Raw genomic sequence first — 19181 nt, forward strand, 5'->3', positions numbered from 1 at the left:
AAGTCAAGCACGACGGCTCGGGCGACCTCGAATCGGCTCAGGGCGTCGAGCACCCGGGGGCGACCGGCGCGGCGGCCGGGCGGCCGATCGACGGCATGCCGAGGCTGACGGCGGGCTTGCCGGTGCCCTGCGGGGCGTCCTGGAGCGCCGCCCAGGCGTCTCCGCCGGGTGTGCGCCGGACGGCATACGTGCCGCCCTCGACACCGGAGTCGGCGACGAGGTGGTGCGGGGCGCCGTACGTCACGGCCACGGTGACCATGTCGCCGGGGCGCGGCACCTCGCCGCCCTCGGGCACGGCGAAGTGCACGAGGCGGTTGTCACGCGCACGACCCGACAGGCGCTTGGTCTCGGCGTCCTTGCGGCCCTCTGAGGGCGCGACGAGCACCTCGACCTCACGACCCTCGAGCGTGCGGTTCTCGGCCCAGCTGATCTCCTCCTGAAGCGCGATGAGGCGGTCGAAGCGGTCCTGCACGACGACCTTGGGCACCTGGTCGGCCATGGTCGCGGCCGGCGTTCCGGGCCGGATGGAGTACTGGAAGGTGAAGGCGCTCGAGAAGCGGGACTCGCGCACGACGTCGAGCGTGCCCTGGAAGTCCTCCTCGGTCTCGCCGGGAAAGCCGATGATGAGGTCGGTCGTGATCGCGGCGTCGGGGATGTGGCGCCGGACGTTCTCGATGATGCCGAGGAACTTCGTGCTGCGGTAGGAGCGCCGCATGTCCTTGAGCACCTTGTCGGACCCGGACTGCAGCGGCATGTGGAGGCTCGGCATCACGTTGGGCGTCTCGGCCATGGCGAGGATGACGTCCTCGGTGAAGGCGGCCGGGTGAGGGCTGGTGAAACGCACGCGCTCGAGCCCTTCGATGTCGCCGCAGGCCCGCAGCAGCTTGCCGAACGCGAGGCGGTCACCGAACTCGACGCCGTAGGTGTTGACGTTCTGCCCGAGGAGCGTCACCTCGACCACCCCCTGCGCCACGAGCGCCTCGATCTCGGCGAGGATCTCGCCGGGGCGACGGTCCTGCTCCTTGCCACGCAGGCTCGGCACGATGCAGAAGGTGCAGGTGTTGTTGCAGCCGACGGAGATCGAGACCCAGGCGCTGTAGGCGGAGTCGCGACGAGTTGGCAGCGTCGACGGGAAGACCTCCAGGCTCTCGAGGATCTCGACCTCGGCGCGGCGGTTGTGCGCGGCCCGGTCGAGCAGGGCAGGCAGCGAGCCGATGTTGTGCGTGCCGAAGACGACGTCGACCCACGGTGCGCGCTGCACGATGGCACCCCGGTCCTTCTGGGCCATGCAGCCGCCGACGGCGATCTGCATGTCGGGGTTCTTCTGCTTGGCCGGGCGCAGCTGGCCGAGGTTGCCGTAGAGCTTGTTGTCGGCGTTCTCGCGCACCGCACACGTGTTGAACACGACGACGTCGGCAACCTCTGGCCGCTCCCCCACCGGGAGGCTGGCGAGGTCGATGTAGCCTGCGGTCTCGAGGAGCCCGGCGAGGCGCTCGCTGTCGTGGACGTTCATCTGGCACCCGTGGGTGCGCACGTCGTACGTCCTGCTCCCGGTGCTGGCGGGCTTCTGCGCGGAGGTCTGCATAGTCATGGCAACGACAAGGGTACGGCGTGCCTCGGGACGCCACCGCACGCGCGCGCTTCGTCCCCATCTGACGCCAGTCGTGGAGTGGCCGGGAATACACCCCTGGGACTACCGGTTGACCACAGTGCTTGACACTTCAACAATTTGCAGGCAACATGGTTGTTGAAAGTTTAACCACCTACTTCGAAGGACACGCATCATGGGACTGTTCAACCGCACCAAGGCCGAGACCGCCACCGAGACCGTCGAGGCTGCGTCGGTCGCCGTCTCCGACATCTCCGGTGACTACACGCTCGACCCGACCCACACCCGCATCGGCTTCTCGGCTCGTCACGCGATGGTGACCAAGGTCCGCGGCAACTTCGAGCAGTTCGAGGGCTCGGCCACGGTCGACACCGCGAACCCGGCCAACTCCTCGGTCAAGGTCGTCATCGAGGCCGCCTCGGTCACGACGCACAACGAGCAGCGCGACGGCCACCTCAAGACCCCCGACTTCTTCGACGTCGCGAACTACCCGCAGATCACCTTCGTCTCCACGAAGGTCGAGCGCGACGGTTCCGAGTGGGACATCACCGGCGACCTGACGATCAACGGCGTCACCAAGTCGATCACCGTCCCCTTCGAGGAGACCGGTTCGGCCAAGGACCCGTTCGGTAACATCCGCGTCGGCTTCGAGGGTGAGACCACCATCGACCGCACCGAGTGGAACCTCTCCTTCAACGCGGCCCTCGAGACCGGTGGCGTCCTCGTGAGCGAGAAGGTCAAGCTCGAGTTCGACATCTCGGCGATCGCCGTCGTGCCCGCGCAGGCCTGAGCCTCCAGCAGCACACCCGAGGGGGGTGGGGACCGAAAGGTCCTCACCCCCTCGCGCTGTCCCGGGACGACCTCGCGCCGGAGCAGCTCAGTCGCGCCGGTGCTCGGGGAGGCCGTCGACCCCTGCGCGGATGACGGGCCACGCCACCTCACCGGAGTAGCCCTTGCGCGCAAGCATCCCGGCCAGTCGCCGGGCCTGGACCTCTGGAGGCAGCCCTCTCATGGACCGCAGCTTCTTGGCCACGAGCGCCTCGGCGCGGACACGCTCGTCGCCGGCGCCGACCTGGCCGAGCGCCTCGTCGGCGACGTCCTGGTCGATGCCCTGCTTGCGCAGCTCGTGGGCGAGCGCGCGCCTGGCCAGCCCCTTGCCGGCCTGGCGCGATCGCACCAGCATCTGGGCGTAGGCCTCGTCGTCGACGAGCCCGACCTCGGTCATGCGGTCGAGGACCTTTGCGGCGACCGCGCCGTCGCACCCGCGCTGGCGAAGCTTCCTCTCGAGCTGGACCCGGCTGCGGGGCGCCATGCTCAACTGGCGCAGCACGATGGCCCGTGCCACCGACTCGGCGTCGGCTTCGGGAGCCTCGGCCTCGGTGTCGTCGGGTGGCGGCGCCCAGCCCCGCGACTCCCCCGCATCGGCCGCGACGCCGGTCGCGATCGGCTCTCCCGTCGCGCCGACCGCGCCCGATCCCGCAGCCTGAGGGGGCAGGGCCCAGTCAGGGCCGTCGCCGGGGTCGGCCGCGGCCCATCCGGAACGCGGCCGGGCGCCACGCTCGCGACCTGAGCGTGCGCGGCGAGGACGCGCCTCGCTCGCAGAGGCAGCACCCGCGCGCCCTTGCTTGCGAGGGCTCGGACTCGGCCCCTCGGACGCGGCGGCCCGCGCCTCGACGACACCCTGCGCCTCGGCGAGGGCGGCCGCGGCGCGGGCCAGACGGTCCTCGGTGGACTCGTGTGCGGGACCAGCCACGATCAGAAGTCGACGGGCACGTCCGCGACCTCGGCGGGCTTGTCGACGCGCGGCCCGACGCCCAGCTTCTCCTTGACCTTCTTCTCGATCTCGTCGGCGAGGTCGGGGTTGTCCTTGAGGAAGTTGCGGGCGTTCTCCTTGCCCTGGCCGAGCTGGTCGCCCTCGTAGGTGTACCAGGCGCCGGCCTTGCGCACGAAGCCGTGCTCGACCCCCATGTCGATGAGCCCACCCTCGCGGGAGATGCCCTGGCCGTAGAGGATGTCGAACTCGGCCTGCTTGAAGGGCGGTGAGACCTTGTTCTTGACGACCTTGACGCGGGTGCGGTTGCCGACGGGGTCGGTGCCGTCCTTGAGCGTCTCGATGCGGCGGACGTCGAGTCGCACCGACGCGTAGAACTTCAGCGCCTTGCCACCGGTGGTCGTCTCGGGCGAGCCGAACATGACGCCGATCTTCTCGCGGAGCTGGTTGATGAAGATCGCCGTCGTGCCCGTGTTGTTGAGGGCACCGGTCAGCTTGCGCAGCGCCTGGCTCATGAGGCGGGCCTGCAGACCGACGTGGCTGTCGCCCATCTCGCCCTCGATCTCGGCGCGGGGCACCAGGGCCGCCACGGAGTCGATGACGATGATGTCGATTGCCCCGGAACGAATCAGCATGTCGGCGATCTCGAGGGCCTGCTCACCGGTGTCGGGCTGCGAGACGAGCAGGGCGTCGGTGTCGACGCCGAGCTTCTTCGCGTAGTCGGGGTCGAGCGCGTGCTCGGCGTCGATGAACGCCGCGATGCCGCCGGCCTTCTGCGCGTTGGCGACCGCGTGGAGCGCGACGGTCGTCTTGCCCGAGGACTCCGGGCCGTAGATCTCGACGACGCGTCCGCGGGGCAGGCCGCCGATGCCGAGAGCGACGTCGAGGGCGATCGACCCGGTGGGGATCACCTCGATCGGCGGACGGATGTCGTCGCCGAGGCGCATCACCGCGCCCTTGCCGTAGCTCTTCTCGATCTGGCCCATCACCGAGGAGAGCGCCTTGTCCTTGTCCTTCTCCTGCACCGATGCCATGTCGGGCTCCTGTTCTGCCGTCTGCGCTGCGGTCGTCTACCTACGACCCGGGGAACGGATCGCTCAAGCAGATCCGCTGTCGGGTCAGACGCTAGGTGCCGGCGCCGACATCAGGTGGACCACGAGACGGCCTGTGGACGATGCGGGTGGTGGCGCAGGACCTGTGGAGAACAGTACCGAACACGTGTTCGAAGTCGCGACGACACGCCGTGTCGCCTGCGGACCCGGCTCAGCCTTCCGGGCGCAGGGCCGTGAGCGCGGCCTCGAAGTCGGTGAGCACCCGGTCCGAGAAGAGCCAGAACCGGGCCTCGCGCACACCGTCGTGGCGGTCGAGCGCCTCGGCCAGCGCCACCAGCGCGACCCGCGCCGCGGCGTCGACCGGGTAGCCATAGACGCCGCACGACACGGCAGGGAAGGCGACGACCTCGCACCCGGCGGCGTCGGCGAGCTCGACGCTGCGCCGGTAGCAGGAGGCGAGCAGCTCGGCCTCACCGTGGCCTCCCCCTCGCCACACGGGACCCACCGTGTGGATGACATGACGCACCGGCAGCCGCCCCGCCCCGGTGATCTTCGCGTCACCCGTCTCGCACCCGCCGAGCCGTCGACACTCCTCGAGCAGCTCGGGACCGGCAGCACTGTGGATCGCCCCGTCTACGCCACCACCACCGAGCAGCGACGAGTTCGCCGCGTTGACGATCGCGTCTGCCGAGGCGTCGGCCGTGATGTCGCCCCGGCGCAACGTGATGCGTGCGAGGCCGGGACCTGGCAGCCTCACCTGCCGACCTGACCACCCTGTGCCCCGCGAGCAACCCGGACGTCGCGACCCAGCCTGCGCTCGGGCGGCACGTCCATGTCGACGCAGAGCGCCTCCCACACCGCGCGCGGCGCCTCGCCGTCGGCGAGCGCCTGGACCACCGTGCGGTTGCCGAGCGAGCCGAGCACGTGGTCGCGCGCGAGCGACCCGGCATACGCCGCACCGAACTCGTCGTCCATCAAGGTCCAGAAGTGACTGATCCGCACCCCAGCAGTCTGCCACCCGTGCCGCCGGAACCGGTCCCGCCGCAACCGTCGTCCGAGCGTTACCTCAACCGCCCGCGGCGATGCCGCTCGACCGGTATCGTCCTCTCGTCCCGAGCGCCTACGCGGGGACCTCGACACTTCAGGGGAGCCAGCATGACCGAGCCCACCAGGCCCGACGGGCCGAACGCCCAGCCGGGCGACGACGCCACCCGACCGATTCCGGCCGACTCGACGACGCCCGTCCCGCAGTACACCTACCCCGTGCCCTCGGGCAGCCAGCACGTGCCGGTTGCGTCCGACCAGGCCGGCGCCCTCGGCGCCCCGGGGGTCGCGCTCGCCGACGACCCGTCCGCCCCCGCCCGGGGCGGCCGCAAGCGCACCGGCCTGATGGTCGGCGCCCTCGCCACCGTCCTCGCCCTCGGCGGCGCGGGTGTCTTCGCCGCTCAGACCCTGAGCGGCAGCGGTGCGCAGCCGTCCGACGTGCTGCCCGGTGACGCGTACGCGTACCTGCGTGTCGACATCGACCCCTCCGCCGGCCAGAAGATCGCGGCGGTCCGGTTCCTCGGCAAGCGCGACGCCGTCAAGAACACCCTCGGCAGCGACGACCCGCGCAAGAAGCTGTGGGAGATGGCCTCCAAGGACGCCGGCAACGACTGCCTCAAGAAGTTCACCTACGACAAGGACGTCGAGCCGTGGCTCGGCGACCGGGTCGGCGCCGCGGTCCGCCCCGGCGGCACGTCGGACACGCCGAACGTCGCGATCGCGATCCAGGTCAAGGACGAGACCCTCGCCAAGGACACGCTGACCAAGCTGTTCGCGTGCGACTCGTCCTCGAAGACCGACGTGCGCACGAAGGACGGCTACGCCATCGTCACCCCAGGCGGCACCGGTGACGCCACCCTCGCGGCGGTCGACAAGGGCCCGCTCTCGCAGAACGCGAACTTCACCGGCGACATGGGCGCCCTCGGCGAGCAGGGCATCGTGTCGGCCTGGTTCGACATGGCGACCGGTCTCAAGGAGCTGCCCAAGCTGAGCGGCGGCGACACACCCGTCGACACCGCTGCGCTGGCGAGCGCGAAGGGCCGCTTCGCTGCCGCCGTGCGCTTCGACGCCGACTACGTCGAGCTCGCGGGCGTCGTGCGCGGCGGCGACGCGACGAAGGCCGTCAAGGGCGACGGCAGCGAGCTGGCCAACCTGCCCGCCAACACCATGGCGGCCCTGCACGTCTCGGGCGCCGACCAGATGCTCGACGGCGCCTGGCCGCAGCTGAAGAAGCAGATCGACAGCCTCGCGGGCGCCGGCGGTCAGGGCGACGCCATCTCGACGATCGAGCAGCAGCTCGACGTGAAGCTGCCCGACGACCTCAAGGTGCTGCTCGGCCGTTCGTTCACGATCGCCCTGCCCGACCAGGACCTCACGGGCGACTCGCTGACGGTCGGTGCGAAGGTCGTCTCGAGCAACGCGAAGCGCGCCGACGAGATCATCGGCCGGCTGGTCCAGATGTCCGGCGCCGGCAGCGACGTGCTGACGCACAAGGTCGAGGGTGACAAGGTCTACGTCGCCACGACGCCCGACTACGCCGACGACCTCAAGTCGGGCGGCAAGCTCGGTGACAGCGACGCCTTCAAGCTCGCGGTCGGCGACGTCACCTCGTCGAACAGCGCCCTGTTCGTCGACCTCGACAAGCTCGAGAAGGTCTACCTCGGCCAGGTCAAGGGCAACGACAAGACGTTCCTCGAGTCGCTGCGCGCCGTCGGCGCCAACGCCAGCACGACCGGCAACGGTGAGGGCACCTTCACCCTCCGCCTCCTCGGCAACTGACCGACCCGGAACCTGCACGACGAAGGGCCCCGCTCCCGCGGGGCCCTTCGTCGTGCGCTGCTGGAACCAGTCCTCAGGCGGGCCGGACGAACCCCGAGATGCCGAACCCCGCGGTTGGCGCCAGGTGAACCTCGTTGCCGGAGTACGAGATTCCGCCGACCACCGGTGAGGCGACCGACCACCAGGCGGCGTCGAGGTCGCTCACGGCGGTCGTCGGCTCGGCCGCCACGACGGCCGCGGCCGCCCCGACCCCGACGTGGCTCTCCATCATCGACCCGACGATGGTGCCGAGCCCCGCCTCGTGCGCGCGACGCAGCATGTCGCGCCCGACGGTCAGCGACCCGCACTTCGCGAGCTTGACGTTGACGAGGTCGGCGGCGCCGAGGCGGATGATGCGCTCGAGGTCGTAGGGGCCGTAGCAGGACTCGTCGGCCATGACCGCGAGCCCCACCCGCTCGCGCACCCAGGCGAGCCCCTCGACGTCGTCGGCGACGACGGGCTGCTCGACGAGCTCGACCCCGAGGTCGGCCACCTCGAGCGCCCGGATGACCTGCACGGCCTCCTCGCGCGTCCAGCCCTGGTTGGCGTCGAGACGGATCGACACGTCCGGCCCGACGGCGTCACGCACCGACGCCACCCGCTGCACGTCGGTGCTCGCATCGGTGCCGACCTTCATCTTGAGCGTGCGGAAGCCTTCCGACACCCGATCGCGGGCGGTGTCGGCGAGGGCGCCGGCGGCGCCGGCCGAGAGCGTCACGTCGGTCGTCAGCACCTCGCGTATGCCGTCCGCCCCAGAGCCGAGCAGAGCGGCCACCGAGATGCCCTCCGCCTGGGCGACGAGGTCGTGGAGCGCAGCGTCGACGGCGGCCTTGGCGCCGAAGTTGCGGGCGACGGCGCGCTGGACCACCGCGGCGGTGGCGGCCAGGTCGTCGCGGTCGTCGAGACGCCGGCCGGTGACTGCGGGCGCGAGCATCTGGTCGATGCAGGCGGTCGCGCCGGCCAGGGACTCGCCCGTCACCTGCCACACCTGTGGGGCCTCGCCCCAACCGGTGCGGCCGTCGCTGTCGGTGACCGTCACGATGACCGTGTCGGTCGTCTCGGTGCGACGCAGGGCCGTGACGAAGGGCGTGTGGAGCGGCACCGACGAGGCGGTGGTGACCACGCGCCCGATCGTGGTCATCGGCCGGTCCCCCCGCTGCGGGGCGCGCCTGCAGCAGCACCCGGCCCGGCGGCATACGCTCCCGGAGCGGTAGAACCGGGCTCGGCGTGCTCGAGCAGCCACACGTCGCGCGCGATCCCGGCGACGAAGGCTGCGGCCTCCACCTCGTCGAGGGCGATCGTGGTGCACACGGCCAGCACGAAGGGCGGCTGACCGGGTGGGCGCACCAGGGCGACATCGTGCGAGACGCCGGGGATCCAGCCCGACTTGCTCGCCGTCGGGGTGCCCTCGGGCAGGCCGGCGGGCACCTGGTCGACGTGCACCTGGCGCGAGAGCAGCTCCTCGACCGGGCCGAGCACCGGCTCTCCGCCCAGCGCGGGCTCGCGTCGGGCGACGGCGGCCATGAGCAGGCCGAGGTCGGACGCCGTGACCGTGTTGGTGATGCCTGCCTCGCGCGCGCGGACGTCCTCGATGCCGCGTGCCACGACGGTCGCCGGTGAGCACCCGGTGAGGCGCAGCACCTCGGCCACCTCGGCGAGCCCGACGACGTCGATGAGCAGGTTGGTCGCGATGTTGCTGGACTCGGTGATGGCCCGCTCAGCCAGCTCGGCCACCGTGCAGGTGCCGCCGATCGCCGCCCAGGTCTCAGGGTCCTGGTCGTCGTCGGCATCGAGCGCGAACGGCGACCCGTCGAGCACCGACGCGAAGGTGGAGGTGACGCGCACCGGCTGTGCGAGGTCGAGCTCGCCCCGCACGGCCCGTCGGAAGGCGGCGACGACCAGCGGGAGCTTCATCGTCGACGCGGCGTAGTGGGGGGCGAGCGCATCGTGCGCCCAGCGGCTGCGGCCGTCGACGTCGCCGAGCCACACCGAGACGACGGCATTCCCCGAGGAGGTCACCTGGTCGAGGCGGGCATCGATCTCCGAGAAGGGCGTTGGCACCCTCGAAACGGTAGACGATCAGGCAGCGGAGGCTGACACCACGTCGCCCGAGGGGACGGGCAGCGCCACGGTGGGCGCCAGGCCCTCGCTCTCGGCCATGCGGTTGGAGACGTCGATCAGGACCCGTGACAGCGGCAGGTCGAGGGCGCCGCAGATCGAGGCGAGCAGCTCGGAGCTGGCCTCCTTCTCGCCACGCTCGACCTCGCTGAGGTAGCCGAGCGACACCGACGCGGTCGCCGAGACCTCGCGGAGCGTGCGGCCCTGCGCGCGCCGGCACTCACGGAGGACGTCACCGAGCTCGCGTCGCAAGAGTGTCGTCATGCCGTCCTCCTTCAGGTCGCTGGTGCGGGGTCGTGCGGTGCCGGGGGGCCGGGCCGGTGAACCGACACGCCTACCGTACCCCGAGGCTCCCCCGGTGGTGCCAGAGTTCGGCCCGTGGCGCCGGTCGCCTCGAGGGCGAGGCGGAGCACCGCGGCGACGCTGGCGGCCCTGATCTGGGCCCTGGTCCCGTTCAACTCCAGCGCGCGCGTCACTGTTCCCGACGGACCGGCGACGGCCACGTGGACGGTGCCGGCCGGCCGGCCCTCCGAGGGTCCCGGACCCGCGACGCCGGTGGTGGACAGGCCCCACGTGGACCCCAGCCGGCGGCGTACGCCCTCGGCCATGGCGACGGCCACGGCAGGGTCGACGGTGCCCACCCGGTCGACGAGCTCCGCCGGGACGCCGAGCAGGGCCGTCTTGACCTCGGCGGCGTACGCGACGATGCCGCCGAGCAGCACCGCGGACGCTCCGGGGGTGTCGGCGACGGTGGCCGCCACGAGTCCGGCGGTCAGTGACTCGGCGCACGCGAGGGTCTCGTGGCGCTCGGCCAGCCGCGCGACGAGGCGTGTCCCGAGGCCCGACCCGGGGCTCACCTCGTCGGTGTCCGCGTGCGGGTCTGCGGGCCTGCTGGAGTCGGCGGGCGCCACGTCAGTCGCGGTTCGGGGTCTTCTCGGGGGGGACGGGCCCGACGCCGGTGCTCGAGGTCGGGGCCTCGCCGCGACCCGGGGACGTCTCGTCACCGCCGGACGGGGTGGTCCAGTGGGCCCGCTGTGCGGCACGCGCCTCGCGCTCGGCGGCGCGGGCGGCGCGCCTGAGCCGGGTGCGCTCGCTGGTCTCGCGCAGCCGAGCGGCCTTGAAGACGTAGTCGACGCCGCTGAGCACCGTCATGACCAGTGCCGCACCGAGCAGGACGTACGCGATGGTCGTGAGCACCCCGCCCAGCGGCCACACCCAGAGCGGCAGCGTGAGGGAGCCCAGTGAGAGCGTCTGGAGCATCGTCTTGAGCTTGCCGCCGCGGCCGGCCGGCATGACGCCGTGCCGGATGACGACGAAGCGCAGCACGGTGATGCCGATCTCGCGCACGAGGATGACGACCGTCACCCACCACCAGACGACGCCGAGCAGCGAGAGCCCGATGAAGGCGGTGCCGGTGAGCGCCTTGTCGGCGATCGGGTCGGCCACCTTGCCGAAGTTGGTGATCTCGCCCCGGCGGCGGGCCAGCTTGCCGTCGACGCCGTCGGTGACCGCGGCCACGGCGAAGACCACCCACGCCCAGAACCGCCACCACGGCTCGTGACCGCCGTCCTGGAAGAGGAACACGGCGTAGACGGGGACGAGCAGGAAGCGCAGGACCGTCAGCGCGTTGGGCAGGTTCCAGTCGGTGGGCCGGGGTGCGGGCCCCTCCCCCCGGTGGAAGGTCTGCGGGGTCATCGCGGCTCCGCGACGAGGTCGATCCCCTCGGTGGCCACGACGACGGCCTCGACGAGGTCGCCCACCTGCGGGGTCGGGGCGCCCTCGGGGACGTGCACGACGGTCACGCCGTCGACGTCGGGGCCCTGGAAGTCTGCGCGGCCGATCGCAGAGCCGTCCTCGTCGTCGATCTCCTCGACGAGGACGACGACGTGCTCGCCGATGCGCTCCTCGGCCCGTTGCGCGTTGAGCTCCTCGACGAGGCGGGTGAAGCGGTCGAGACGCTCGGCGACGACCTCGGGAGCGAGGTGCCCGGTGTAGCCCTCGGCCTCGGTGCCGTCCTCGTCGGAGTAGCCGAAGACGCCCACGACGTCGAGGCGTGCCTCGGTGAGGAAGGCCTCGAGCTCGTCGAGGTCGGCCTCGGTCTCGCCGGGGAAGCCGACGATGACGTTGCAGCGCACCCCGGCCTGCGGGGCGTCGGCGCGCACGCGGGCGAGCAGGTCGAGGAACGCCTCGCGCGATCCGAACCGGCGCATCGAGCGCAGCAGCGGCTCGGACGCGTGCTGGAACGAGATGTCGTAGTAGGGCACGACACCCGGCGTGTCGGCCATGGCCCGCAGGAGCCCGGGCCGGATCTCGGCGGGCTGGAGGTAGGAGACGCGGACGCGTGCGATGCCCTCGATGGCGGTCAGCTCGGGAAGGAGCTTCTCGAGCAGGCCGAGGTCGCCGAGGTCCTTGCCGTATGAGGTGGAGTTCTCGGAGACGAGGAAGAGCTCCTTGACGCCCTGCTCGGCGAGCCAGCGGCCCTCGGCGACGATGTCGGCCGGGCGGCGGGAGACGAAGGCACCGCGGAACATCGGGATGGCGCAGAACGAGCACCGGCGGTCGCAGCCGGACGCGATCTTGAGCGGCGCCCACGGGCGGCCGTCGAGGCGGGCTCGGATGACGCGGGGGCCGGTGGCGGGCACGGGAACACCGTCGAGCGTGTCGACGCCCGTCTGGTCGTAGTCGCCGTCGCCGTGGCCGGGCAGGGCCACGCCGGCAGCACCGGCCTGGCGCTCGACCGGCGTGAGCGGCAGCAGCGTGCGGCGGTCACCGGGAGTGTGGCTCTCGACGTGTCCGCCGGCGAGGATCGTCTGCAGGTGGCTGCTCATGTCGCGGTAGGAGTCGAAGCCGAGCACCGCGTCGGCCTCGGGCAGCTGGTCGGCGAGCTCCTTGCCGTAGCGCTCGGCGAGGCAGCCGACGGCCACGACCTTCTGGGTGCGCCCGCCGTCGCCCTTGAGGTCGGACGCCTCGAGGAGGGCGTCGATGGAGTCCTTCTTGGCCTGCTCGACGAAGCCGCACGTGTTGACGACGGCCACGTCGGCCTCGGACGCGTCGTCGACGAGACGCCATCCCTCGGCGAGCAGGCGACCCGCCAGCTCCTCGGAGTCGACCTCGTTGCGGGTGCACCCGAGGGTGACGAGGGCGACGCTCCTGTCAGTGCTCGGGTGGGGAGGGGTCATGCGTCCACTCTAGATGGACGGGTGTTCAATGGCCGACATGCTCGGAACGCCCCAGCCCGGCTCCCCCCAACCCGGCGGGTCCGCCGCGCACTCGCCAGCCGACTCCCCTTCCGACGCGACCGCGGCCATCGCCCGGGCCCGTGCGCTGCTCGCCCGTCACCCCCTCGTCGACGGACACAACGACCTGCCCTGGGAGGCGCGCGAGCAGACCCGCTACGACTTCGACGCCCTCGACATCGGGGGCCGGGTCGCCACGACCCAGACCGACCTGCCGAGGCTCGCCGACGGTGGTGTCGGTGGCCAGTTCTGGTCGGTCTTCGTGCCGAGCACCCTCCAGGGCGACTCGGCCGTCACGGCCACCCTCGAGCAGGTCGACGCAGTGCACCGCATGATCGCGACGTATGCCGACCGGCTGGCCCTCGCGCGCACGGCGGAGGAGGTGGACCACGCCACCTCGACCGGCCGCATCGCGTCGCTGCTCGGTGCCGAGGGCGGTCACTCGATCGGCTGCTCGCTCGGCACGCTGCGCCTACTGCACGTGCTCGGAGTGCGCTACCTGACGCTGACGCACAACGACAACACGCCGTGGGCCGACTCGGCGACGGACGTGCCCGTCGTGGGCGGCCTCACCGAGTTCGGGCGTGAGGTCGTGCGCGAGATGAACCGTCTGGGCATGATGGTCGACCTCAGCCACGTCGCGGCCACCACGATGCGTGTCGCGCTCGAGACGGCAACCGCGCCCGTCATCTTCAGCCACTCGTCCGCCCTCGCGCTCTGCGACACCCCGCGCAACGTGCCCGACGACGTGCTCGCCGCGCTGCCGGCCAACGGCGGCACCTGCATGGTGACGTTCGTTCCGGAGTTCGTCTCCCCCGACACCGCCGCGTGGCGGGTCGAGGCCGCGGCGGCCGCCGCCGAGGTGGGGGTCGACGCCAAGGACTGGGAGGCCTTCGGGCGCTTCACGGCCGGCTGGCAGCAGCAGCACCCCAAGCCCGACGCGACGATCGAGCAGGTCGTCGCGCACGTCGAGCACGTGCGCGAGGTCGCCGGCATCGACCACGTCGGCATCGGCGGCGACTACGACGGCACCGACACCTTCCCGGTCGGGCTGGAGGACGTCAGCGGCTACCCGAGGCTCGTCGCCGCGCTGCTCGAGCGCTCGTGGTCCGAGGACGACGTCGCGAAGCTCGTGCGAGGCAACACGCTGCGGGTCATGCGCGACGTCGAGGACGTGGCTCGCGACCTCCAGGCGACGCGCGGCCCGAGCCTGCGCACCTTCGCCGAGCTCGACGGCGCGCCGGCCGTCGCTGACTGAGCGCCACCGGGCCATACGGCATACGTCATACGGGATACGGCATACGCGGCGTACGCCGTCGGGTGCCTACTGCCGGAACCGGGCGATCGTGAGACCGACCAGACGGGCGACGACGAGCGCGACGTAGAGCATGCCGGCGATCTGCTGCAGCAGCACGAACGCCCGGGCGTGCGGCTCGACGGCATAGATGTCGGACAGGCCCGTCGAGGTCATCGTCGTGATCGAGAGGTAGAGCAGCTCGAACCAGCTGCGCTCGCCCGGCAGCCCGTTCTCGCCGTAGATGGTGAACGAGTGCGGCCAGACCTGCTGCACCGCGAGGTAGACGTAGGCGAAGCCCCACGCGACGACCGTGAACGTCGCCCCCGTCGCGTAGAGCTCGTCGCGGGTCACCCAGTTGTCGGCGAACATGTACCGCAGCAGGCCGTAGCCCGTGTAGATGTAGAAGAGCGCGTGCAGCACCGAGCTCCAAAAAGTCAGCGTGCCGTTGTCGGTCCAGATCGCCTCTGCGATGGTGAGCAGGACGACAGGTCCACCGAGGATGACCGCGACCCACGTCAGCGCCGGCGTCGCCCGGACGGCGCGCACCGCCAGGAAGAGCACCAGCAGGCCGATGAGTCCGAAGACCGCGCGTGCCGCCTCCGGGACGTCGCCCTGACGGTTCTCGACGAAAGGGTAGGCGAGCAGCGCCGCGAGCTGGACGAAGAGCAGCAGTGCGCACGGCAGCTCGGTGAGCTTGCGCCGGAGGCGGTCGAGCCGCGACGGCGGACCGGTCCGACGCGGCGATGACGGCCAGAGCTCCAGCGACGCACTCACGTCTCGGACTCTAGTGGCGGCCTCGTCAAGAACGCGTCAAGGGCCGTCAGCAGCGGGTCAACGGAGCCGGACGGCCCCCGCGCCAGCCGTACGAAGGAGGCATGTTCACCACCATCCTGCTGCTCGTGGTCGGGGTCGCAGTCCTCGCGTACCTCGTGCACGTCCTGCTCCACCCGGATCGCTTCTGATGGGCGAGACCGCCAGCGGGCTGCTCACCATCGCCGTCCTCGTCGCCGTCCTCGCCGCCGCCCACGCGCCACTGGGCGCGTGGGTGGCCCGCGTCTTCACCGACGAGCGCCACTGGCGCGTCGAGCGGCTCGCCTACCGCCTCTGCCGCGTCGACCCCGCTTCGGAACAACGGTGGACGACGTATGCGGTCGCCGTCCTCGGTTTCTCGGCTGTCGGCGTCGCGCTCCTCCTCGCGCTCGTCGTGACGCAGGGCTCGTTGCCGCTGGCGCGCGGCGCCACGATGAACTGGGACACCGCCCTCAACACGGCCGTCTCGTTCGTGACCAACACGAACTGGCAGTCGTATGCCGGCGAGTCCGGCGTGTCGCCGCTCGTGCAGACCGTCGGCCTCACGGTCCAGAACTTCGTCTCGCCCGCCGTCGGGCTGGCCGTGGCGATTGCACTGGTACGTGGCTTGGCTCGCTCGAACGGGGCCACGGTCGGCAACTTCTGGGTCGACCTCGTGCGGGGGTGCGTCCGGGTGCTGCTGCCCCTGGCGCTCGTCGGTGCGGGCGTGCTGCTCCTGGGCGGGGTGGTCCAGAACCTCACTGCCCCGACCACCGTGACGACCGTGTCGGGCGGGAGCCAGGTCCTCCAGGGCGGGCTCGTCGCCTCACAGGAGGCGATCAAGCAGCTCGGCACCAACGGTGGCGGCTACTTCAACGCGAACTCGGCCCATCCGTTCGAGAACCCCACCGCGTTCACCAACCTCGTCGAGGTCTTCCTCATGCTCGTCATCCCGTTCTCGCTCCCCCGGACCTACGGCATCCTCGTCGGAGACCGACGCCAGGGGTGGGCGGTGCTCGGCTTCATGACGACCCTCTGGGGACTCATGCTCGCAGCCGTGACGTGGGCCGAGATCGCTGCTGCCGCAAGACCCCTCGGCGCGATGGAGGGCAAGGAGGTGCGCTTCGGCGTCTGGTCGTCGGCGCTCTTCGGAGCGAGCACGACCGGCACCTCGACCGGCGCGGTCAACTCGCTGCACGAGAGCTACAGCCCGCTCGGCGGGGGCGGCGTGCTCTTCTCCATGCTGCTCGGCGAGGTCTCGCCCGGCGGAGTCGGCACCGGGCTCTACGGTGCGCTGCTGCTGGCCCTGCTCACGGTGTTCGTCTCCGGGCTCATGGTCGGTCGCACCCCCGAGCTGGTCGGCAAGCAGGTCGGCCGGCGCGAGATCACGCTGACGGCCCTCGCGCTGCTCGTCATGCCGGCGCTGGTCCTCGTCTTCACCGGCATCGGGATGGTGGCGCCGCTCGTGTCGTCCCAGGTGCTCGCGACGGGACCACACGGGCTGACCGAGGTGATGTACGCGTACGCCTCGGCAGCCAACAACAACGGGAGCGCGTTCGCCGGCTTCTCGGCGGACACGCCCTACACCAACCTCACGCTCGCGCTCTGCATGCTGCTGGGCCGGTTCGTTCCCATCGTGCTGGTCCTCGCCCTCGCGGGTTCGTTCGTCGCACAGCGCCGCCGGCCCACCACGGCCGGCACGCTCCCCACCCACACCCCGACCTTCACCGGCCTCTTCGTCGGGGTGGCGGTCGTCGTCACCGGCCTCACCTTCTTCTCGGCCCTGGCCCTCGGACCCCTCGCGGAGACGCTCTCATGAACGGTCCCCTGTCGCCCCGCCGGCTCGTCGCCGTGCTTCCCCAGGCCGTGCGCAAGCTCGACCCCCGCCACGTGTGGCACAGCCCCGTCGTCTTCGTCGTCTGGGTGGGGTCACTGGTCACGACCGTGGTGGCGGTGGCAGACCCGTCGTGGTTCGCCTGGGCGGTGACCCTGTGGCTCTGGGCGACGGTCCTCTTCGCGAACACGGCCGAGGCGGTCGCCGAGGGGCGGGGCAAGGCGCAGGCGGCCACGCTCCGCGCCGCCCGCACGACGACGACGGCCCGGCGCAGGTGCGCCGACGGATCGTCAGAGACCGTCGCTGCCGCCGACCTGGCCGTCGGAGACGTCGTCGTTGTGCGCCCCGGCGAGGTCGTCCCCGGTGACGGCGACGTCGTCGAGGGCATGGCCACCGTGGACGAGTCGGCCATCACGGGCGAGTCGGCCCCGGTCATCCGAGAGTCCGGCGGCGACCGGTCCGCCGTCACCGGCGGCACCACCGTGCTGTCCGACGGCATCACGGTGCGCATCACGACCAAGCCCGGCGAGACGTTCATCGACCGGATGATCGCGCTCGTCGAAGGCGCTTCCCGGCAGAAGACGCCGAACGAGGTCGCCCTGACGATCCTGCTCACGACCCTGACGATCATCTTCGTGCTCGCCGTCATGGCGATCCAGCCTCTCGCCGTCTACTCGGGCCGGGAGCAGTCGGTCGTGGTCCTCGTCGCACTGCTCGTCTGCCTCATCCCGACGACGATCGGGGCGCTCCTGTCCGCCATCGGCATCGCCGGCATGGACCGGCTCGTCCAGCACAACGTCCTCGCCATGTCAGGTCGCGCCGTCGAGGCGGCCGGCGACGTCTCGACGCTGCTCCTCGACAAGACCGGCACCATCACGTACGGCAACCGGCGCGCGACCGAGCTCGTCCCGTCCGACGACACACGCGCCGACGGACCCGGACACTCGGACCTCACCGAGGCGGCATACCTCTCCTCGCTGGCCGACGAGACGCCGGAAGGGCGCTCGATCGTCGAGCTCGCGGCCGAGCGACGTCCCGAGGTGGCGGGGACCGACCTGGCCACCCTGCGGCGAGGCGGGGCCTGCTTCGTCGAGTTCTCCGCGCAGACCCGCATGTCGGGCGTCGACCTGGGCGATGGCACCTCGGTGCGCAAGGGTGCTGCGGACGCGGTCTGCCGCTGGGTCGCCGACGGGGGCGGCGACGTCCCGCGCAGCGTCCGCGACGCCGTCGAAGCGATCGCGACCGGCGGAGGCACTCCGCTCGTCGTCGCCTCGCGGGGTTGCGGCGAGACGCCCCGCGTGCTCGGGGTCGTCCACCTCAAGGACGTCGTCAAGCCCGGCATGAGCGAGCGCTTCGCGCAGCTGCGCGCCATGGGCATCCGGACCGTGATGATCACCGGAGACAACCCGTTGACGGCGCGCTCGATCGCCGCCGAGGCAGGCGTCGACGACTTCCTCGCCGAGGCAACGCCCGAGGACAAGATGGCGCTCATCAGGAGGGAGCAGGAGGGCGGCCGGCTCGTCGCGATGACCGGTGACGGCACCAACGACGCACCTGCCCTGGCGCAGGCCGACGTCGGCGTGGCGATGAACACCGGCACGTCGGCGGCCAAGGAGGCGGCCAACATGGTCGACCTCGACTCCGACCCGACGAAGCTCATCGACGTCGTGTCGATCGGCAAGCAGCTGCTCATCACGCGCGGCGCCCTGACGACCTTCTCGATCGCCAACGACATCGCGAAGTACTTCGCCATCATCCCCGCGATGTTCGTGACGCTCTTCCCCGGCCTCGAGGCGCTCAACGTCATGCGCCTGGCGACTCCGGAGTCGGCAATGCTCTCGGCCGTCATCTTCAACGCGCTGATCATCGTCGCGCTGATTCCTCTGTCGCTCAGAGGAGTTCGCTACCGGCCGACCGGAAGCACAGCGATGCTGCGTCGCAACCTGCTCGTCTACGGGCTCGGCGGCGTCGTCGTCCCGTTCATCGGCATCAAGCTCATCGACCTCGTCGTCAGCCACCTCCCCCTCTGAAGGAAGACCGTGACCACCGTGATCAAGCAGTCCGTCGCCGGCCTCCGCGCGATGCTCGTGCTCACCGTCCTGCTCGGGGTTCTCTACCCCGCCGCCGTGTGGGCGGTCGGGCAGCTCGTCGCCCGCGACCAGGCCTCCGGCTCCCTCGTCACGGTCGGCGGCTCGGTCGTCGGGTCGAGCCTCATCGGCCAGCACTGGCCGGGCGACGAGTGGTTCCACGGCCGACCGTCCACGAGCGACGACGCGGGGGACACGAGCGGCGGCTCGAACCTCTCCGGCAGCGCGCTCACCGAGGAGATCGCGAAGCGTGCCGACGCCGCCGGCCTGCGGGTCGGCAACGCTCCGGCGGACGCGCTCACCGCCTCCGCCAGCGGCCTCGACCCGCACATCTCCCCCGCGTACGCCGTCGCCCAGGTCGATCGCGTCGCCGCGGCCCGCGGGGTCGACGCCACACGCGTACGCCAGCTCGTCGGTGCGTACACCCAGGACCGGGTCGCCGGCTTCCTCGGCGAGCCACGGGTCGACGTCCTCGAGCTCAACCTCGCCCTCGCGCGCCTCACGGCGAACGCGGGCGGGTGACCTG

At 71.4% G+C, this 19181-nt stretch carries 19 protein-coding genes; 7 read left to right on the forward strand and 12 right to left on the reverse strand.

All coding sequences use genetic code 11. From position 1 onward, the window contains the following. Positions 1-37: 37 nt before the first annotated feature. Positions 38-1591: a tRNA (N6-isopentenyl adenosine(37)-C2)-methylthiotransferase MiaB gene (gene miaB, locus AB4091_RS09505; RefSeq protein WP_442291504.1), complete on the reverse strand. Its 1554-nt coding sequence runs from the start codon at positions 1589-1591 to the stop codon at positions 38-40. A 193-nt stretch (positions 1592-1784) separates the two neighbouring features. On the opposite strand from miaB, the gene AB4091_RS09510 reads away from it, so the two are divergent. Then, positions 1785-2399 carry a YceI family protein gene (locus tag AB4091_RS09510; RefSeq protein ID WP_442291505.1) on the forward strand — a complete coding sequence of 205 codons (615 nt, stop codon included), beginning with the start codon at positions 1785-1787 and terminating at the stop codon, positions 2397-2399. An 87-nt stretch (positions 2400-2486) separates the two neighbouring features. On the opposite strand, the gene AB4091_RS09515 is transcribed toward AB4091_RS09510, so the two are convergent. The 4 genes from AB4091_RS09515 to AB4091_RS09530 all read right to left on the reverse strand — a co-directional run bounded on the left by AB4091_RS09515 (position 2487) and on the right by AB4091_RS09530 (position 5434). Then, positions 2487-3362 (reverse strand): RecX family transcriptional regulator, encoded by an 876-nt coding sequence (locus AB4091_RS09515; protein ID WP_442291506.1) that lies wholly within the window; start codon positions 3360-3362, stop codon positions 2487-2489. 2 nt (positions 3363-3364) lie between these two features. After that, positions 3365-4414 carry a recombinase RecA gene (gene recA / locus AB4091_RS09520; RefSeq protein ID WP_442291507.1) on the reverse strand — a complete coding sequence of 350 codons (1050 nt, stop codon included), beginning with the start codon at positions 4412-4414 and terminating at the stop codon, positions 3365-3367. A gap of 229 nt (positions 4415-4643) precedes the next feature. Beyond that, the gene (locus tag AB4091_RS09525; RefSeq protein ID WP_442291508.1) at positions 4644-5189 is read right to left on the reverse strand and encodes an O-acetyl-ADP-ribose deacetylase; all 546 of its coding nucleotides are present in this window, start codon (positions 5187-5189) and stop codon (positions 4644-4646) included. Continuing rightward, positions 5186-5434: a DUF3046 domain-containing protein gene (locus AB4091_RS09530; RefSeq protein ID WP_442291509.1), complete on the reverse strand. Its 249-nt coding sequence runs from the start codon at positions 5432-5434 to the stop codon at positions 5186-5188. Before AB4091_RS09530 ends, AB4091_RS09525 begins: the two co-directional genes overlap by 4 nt. 153 nt (positions 5435-5587) lie before the next feature. On the opposite strand from AB4091_RS09530, the gene AB4091_RS09535 reads away from it, so the two are divergent. Next, positions 5588-7255: a DUF3352 domain-containing protein gene (locus AB4091_RS09535; protein ID WP_442291510.1), complete on the forward strand. Its 1668-nt coding sequence runs from the start codon at positions 5588-5590 to the stop codon at positions 7253-7255. A 73-nt stretch (positions 7256-7328) separates the two neighbouring features. Here AB4091_RS09535 and AB4091_RS09540 read toward each other — a convergent pair whose 3' ends face one another. The 6 genes from AB4091_RS09540 to rimO are packed head-to-tail and all read right to left on the reverse strand — an operon-like array spanning position 7329 to position 12591. Then, positions 7329-8435 carry a dipeptide epimerase gene (locus AB4091_RS09540; protein ID WP_442291511.1) on the reverse strand — a complete coding sequence of 369 codons (1107 nt, stop codon included), beginning with the start codon at positions 8433-8435 and terminating at the stop codon, positions 7329-7331. Then, positions 8432-9355, reverse strand: coding sequence for a serine hydrolase (locus AB4091_RS09545; RefSeq protein ID WP_442291512.1), 924 nt, complete (start codon positions 9353-9355; stop codon positions 8432-8434). The genes AB4091_RS09540 and AB4091_RS09545 overlap by 4 nt, the downstream gene beginning before the upstream one ends. A gap of 18 nt (positions 9356-9373) precedes the next feature. Further along, complete coding sequence (locus AB4091_RS09550) at positions 9374-9676, reverse strand: helix-turn-helix domain-containing protein (protein ID WP_442291513.1); 303 nt, start codon at positions 9674-9676, stop codon at positions 9374-9376. A gap of 11 nt (positions 9677-9687) precedes the next feature. Further along, entirely contained in the window at positions 9688-10323 is a 636-nt protein-coding gene (locus AB4091_RS09555; RefSeq protein WP_442291514.1) for a CinA family protein, read from the reverse strand. A gap of 1 nt (position 10324) precedes the next feature. After that, the gene (gene pgsA, locus AB4091_RS09560) at positions 10325-11107 is read right to left on the reverse strand and encodes a CDP-diacylglycerol--glycerol-3-phosphate 3-phosphatidyltransferase (protein WP_442291515.1); all 783 of its coding nucleotides are present in this window, start codon (positions 11105-11107) and stop codon (positions 10325-10327) included. Then, a complete protein-coding gene (gene rimO, locus AB4091_RS09565) occupies positions 11104-12591 on the reverse strand; it encodes a 30S ribosomal protein S12 methylthiotransferase RimO (protein ID WP_442291516.1) in 1488 nt (495 codons plus the stop codon). Before rimO ends, pgsA begins: the two co-directional genes overlap by 4 nt. Before the next feature lie 37 nt (positions 12592-12628). Here rimO and AB4091_RS09570 point away from each other — a divergent pair, with 37 nt between their 5' ends. Beyond that, on the forward strand, positions 12629-13906 hold the full coding sequence (locus tag AB4091_RS09570; RefSeq protein ID WP_442291517.1) for a dipeptidase: 1278 nt from the start codon (positions 12629-12631) through the stop codon (positions 13904-13906). 66 nt (positions 13907-13972) lie between these two features. Here AB4091_RS09570 and AB4091_RS09575 read toward each other — a convergent pair whose 3' ends face one another. Next, positions 13973-14719, reverse strand: a complete 747-nt coding sequence (locus AB4091_RS09575; RefSeq protein ID WP_442291518.1) for an ion channel — start codon at positions 14717-14719, stop codon at positions 13973-13975. Between the two features lie 101 nt (positions 14720-14820). On the opposite strand from AB4091_RS09575, the gene kdpF reads away from it, so the two are divergent. Genes kdpF through kdpC form a run of 4 tightly spaced genes read left to right on the forward strand, consistent with a single transcriptional unit; the run spans position 14821 to position 19177 of the window. Continuing rightward, positions 14821-14907 (forward strand): K(+)-transporting ATPase subunit F, encoded by an 87-nt coding sequence (gene kdpF / locus AB4091_RS09580; RefSeq protein ID WP_442291937.1) that lies wholly within the window; start codon positions 14821-14823, stop codon positions 14905-14907. Then, positions 14907-16553, forward strand: a complete 1647-nt coding sequence (gene kdpA, locus AB4091_RS09585; protein ID WP_442291519.1) for a potassium-transporting ATPase subunit KdpA — start codon at positions 14907-14909, stop codon at positions 16551-16553. Before kdpF ends, kdpA begins: the two co-directional genes overlap by 1 nt. After that, a complete protein-coding gene (gene kdpB / locus AB4091_RS09590; protein WP_442291520.1) occupies positions 16550-18598 on the forward strand; it encodes a potassium-transporting ATPase subunit KdpB in 2049 nt (682 codons plus the stop codon). The genes kdpA and kdpB overlap by 4 nt, the downstream gene beginning before the upstream one ends. Positions 18599-18607: 9 nt before the next feature. Next, the gene (gene kdpC, locus AB4091_RS09595; protein ID WP_442291521.1) at positions 18608-19177 is read left to right on the forward strand and encodes a K(+)-transporting ATPase subunit C; all 570 of its coding nucleotides are present in this window, start codon (positions 18608-18610) and stop codon (positions 19175-19177) included. Positions 19178-19181: the final 4 nt, after the last annotated feature.

Origin of the sequence: Terrabacter sp. 2RAF25 (assembly GCF_052115265.1) — a bacterium.
GTDB lineage: Bacteria > Actinomycetota > Actinomycetes > Actinomycetales > Dermatophilaceae > Terrabacter.

Coding starts and splice junctions, on each gene's coding strand:
- kdpF (WP_442291937.1), top strand. CDS start 14,821: ATGTTCACCACCATCCTGCTGCTCGTGGTCGGGGTCGCAGTCCTCGCG.
- AB4091_RS09550 (WP_442291513.1), bottom strand. CDS start 9,676: ATGACGACACTCTTGCGACGCGAGCTCGGTGACGTCCTCCGTGAGTGC.
- AB4091_RS09540 (WP_442291511.1), bottom strand. CDS start 8,435: ATGACCACGATCGGGCGCGTGGTCACCACCGCCTCGTCGGTGCCGCTC.
- rimO (WP_442291516.1), bottom strand. CDS start 12,591: ATGACCCCTCCCCACCCGAGCACTGACAGGAGCGTCGCCCTCGTCACC.
- pgsA (WP_442291515.1), bottom strand. CDS start 11,107: ATGACCCCGCAGACCTTCCACCGGGGGGAGGGGCCCGCACCCCGGCCC.
- AB4091_RS09535 (WP_442291510.1), top strand. CDS start 5,588: ATGACCGAGCCCACCAGGCCCGACGGGCCGAACGCCCAGCCGGGCGAC.
- miaB (WP_442291504.1), bottom strand. CDS start 1,591: ATGACTATGCAGACCTCCGCGCAGAAGCCCGCCAGCACCGGGAGCAGG.
- recA (WP_442291507.1), bottom strand. CDS start 4,414: ATGGCATCGGTGCAGGAGAAGGACAAGGACAAGGCGCTCTCCTCGGTG.
- kdpB (WP_442291520.1), top strand. CDS start 16,550: ATGAACGGTCCCCTGTCGCCCCGCCGGCTCGTCGCCGTGCTTCCCCAG.
- kdpA (WP_442291519.1), top strand. CDS start 14,907: ATGGGCGAGACCGCCAGCGGGCTGCTCACCATCGCCGTCCTCGTCGCC.
- AB4091_RS09510 (WP_442291505.1), top strand. CDS start 1,785: ATGGGACTGTTCAACCGCACCAAGGCCGAGACCGCCACCGAGACCGTC.
- AB4091_RS09570 (WP_442291517.1), top strand. CDS start 12,629: ATGCTCGGAACGCCCCAGCCCGGCTCCCCCCAACCCGGCGGGTCCGCC.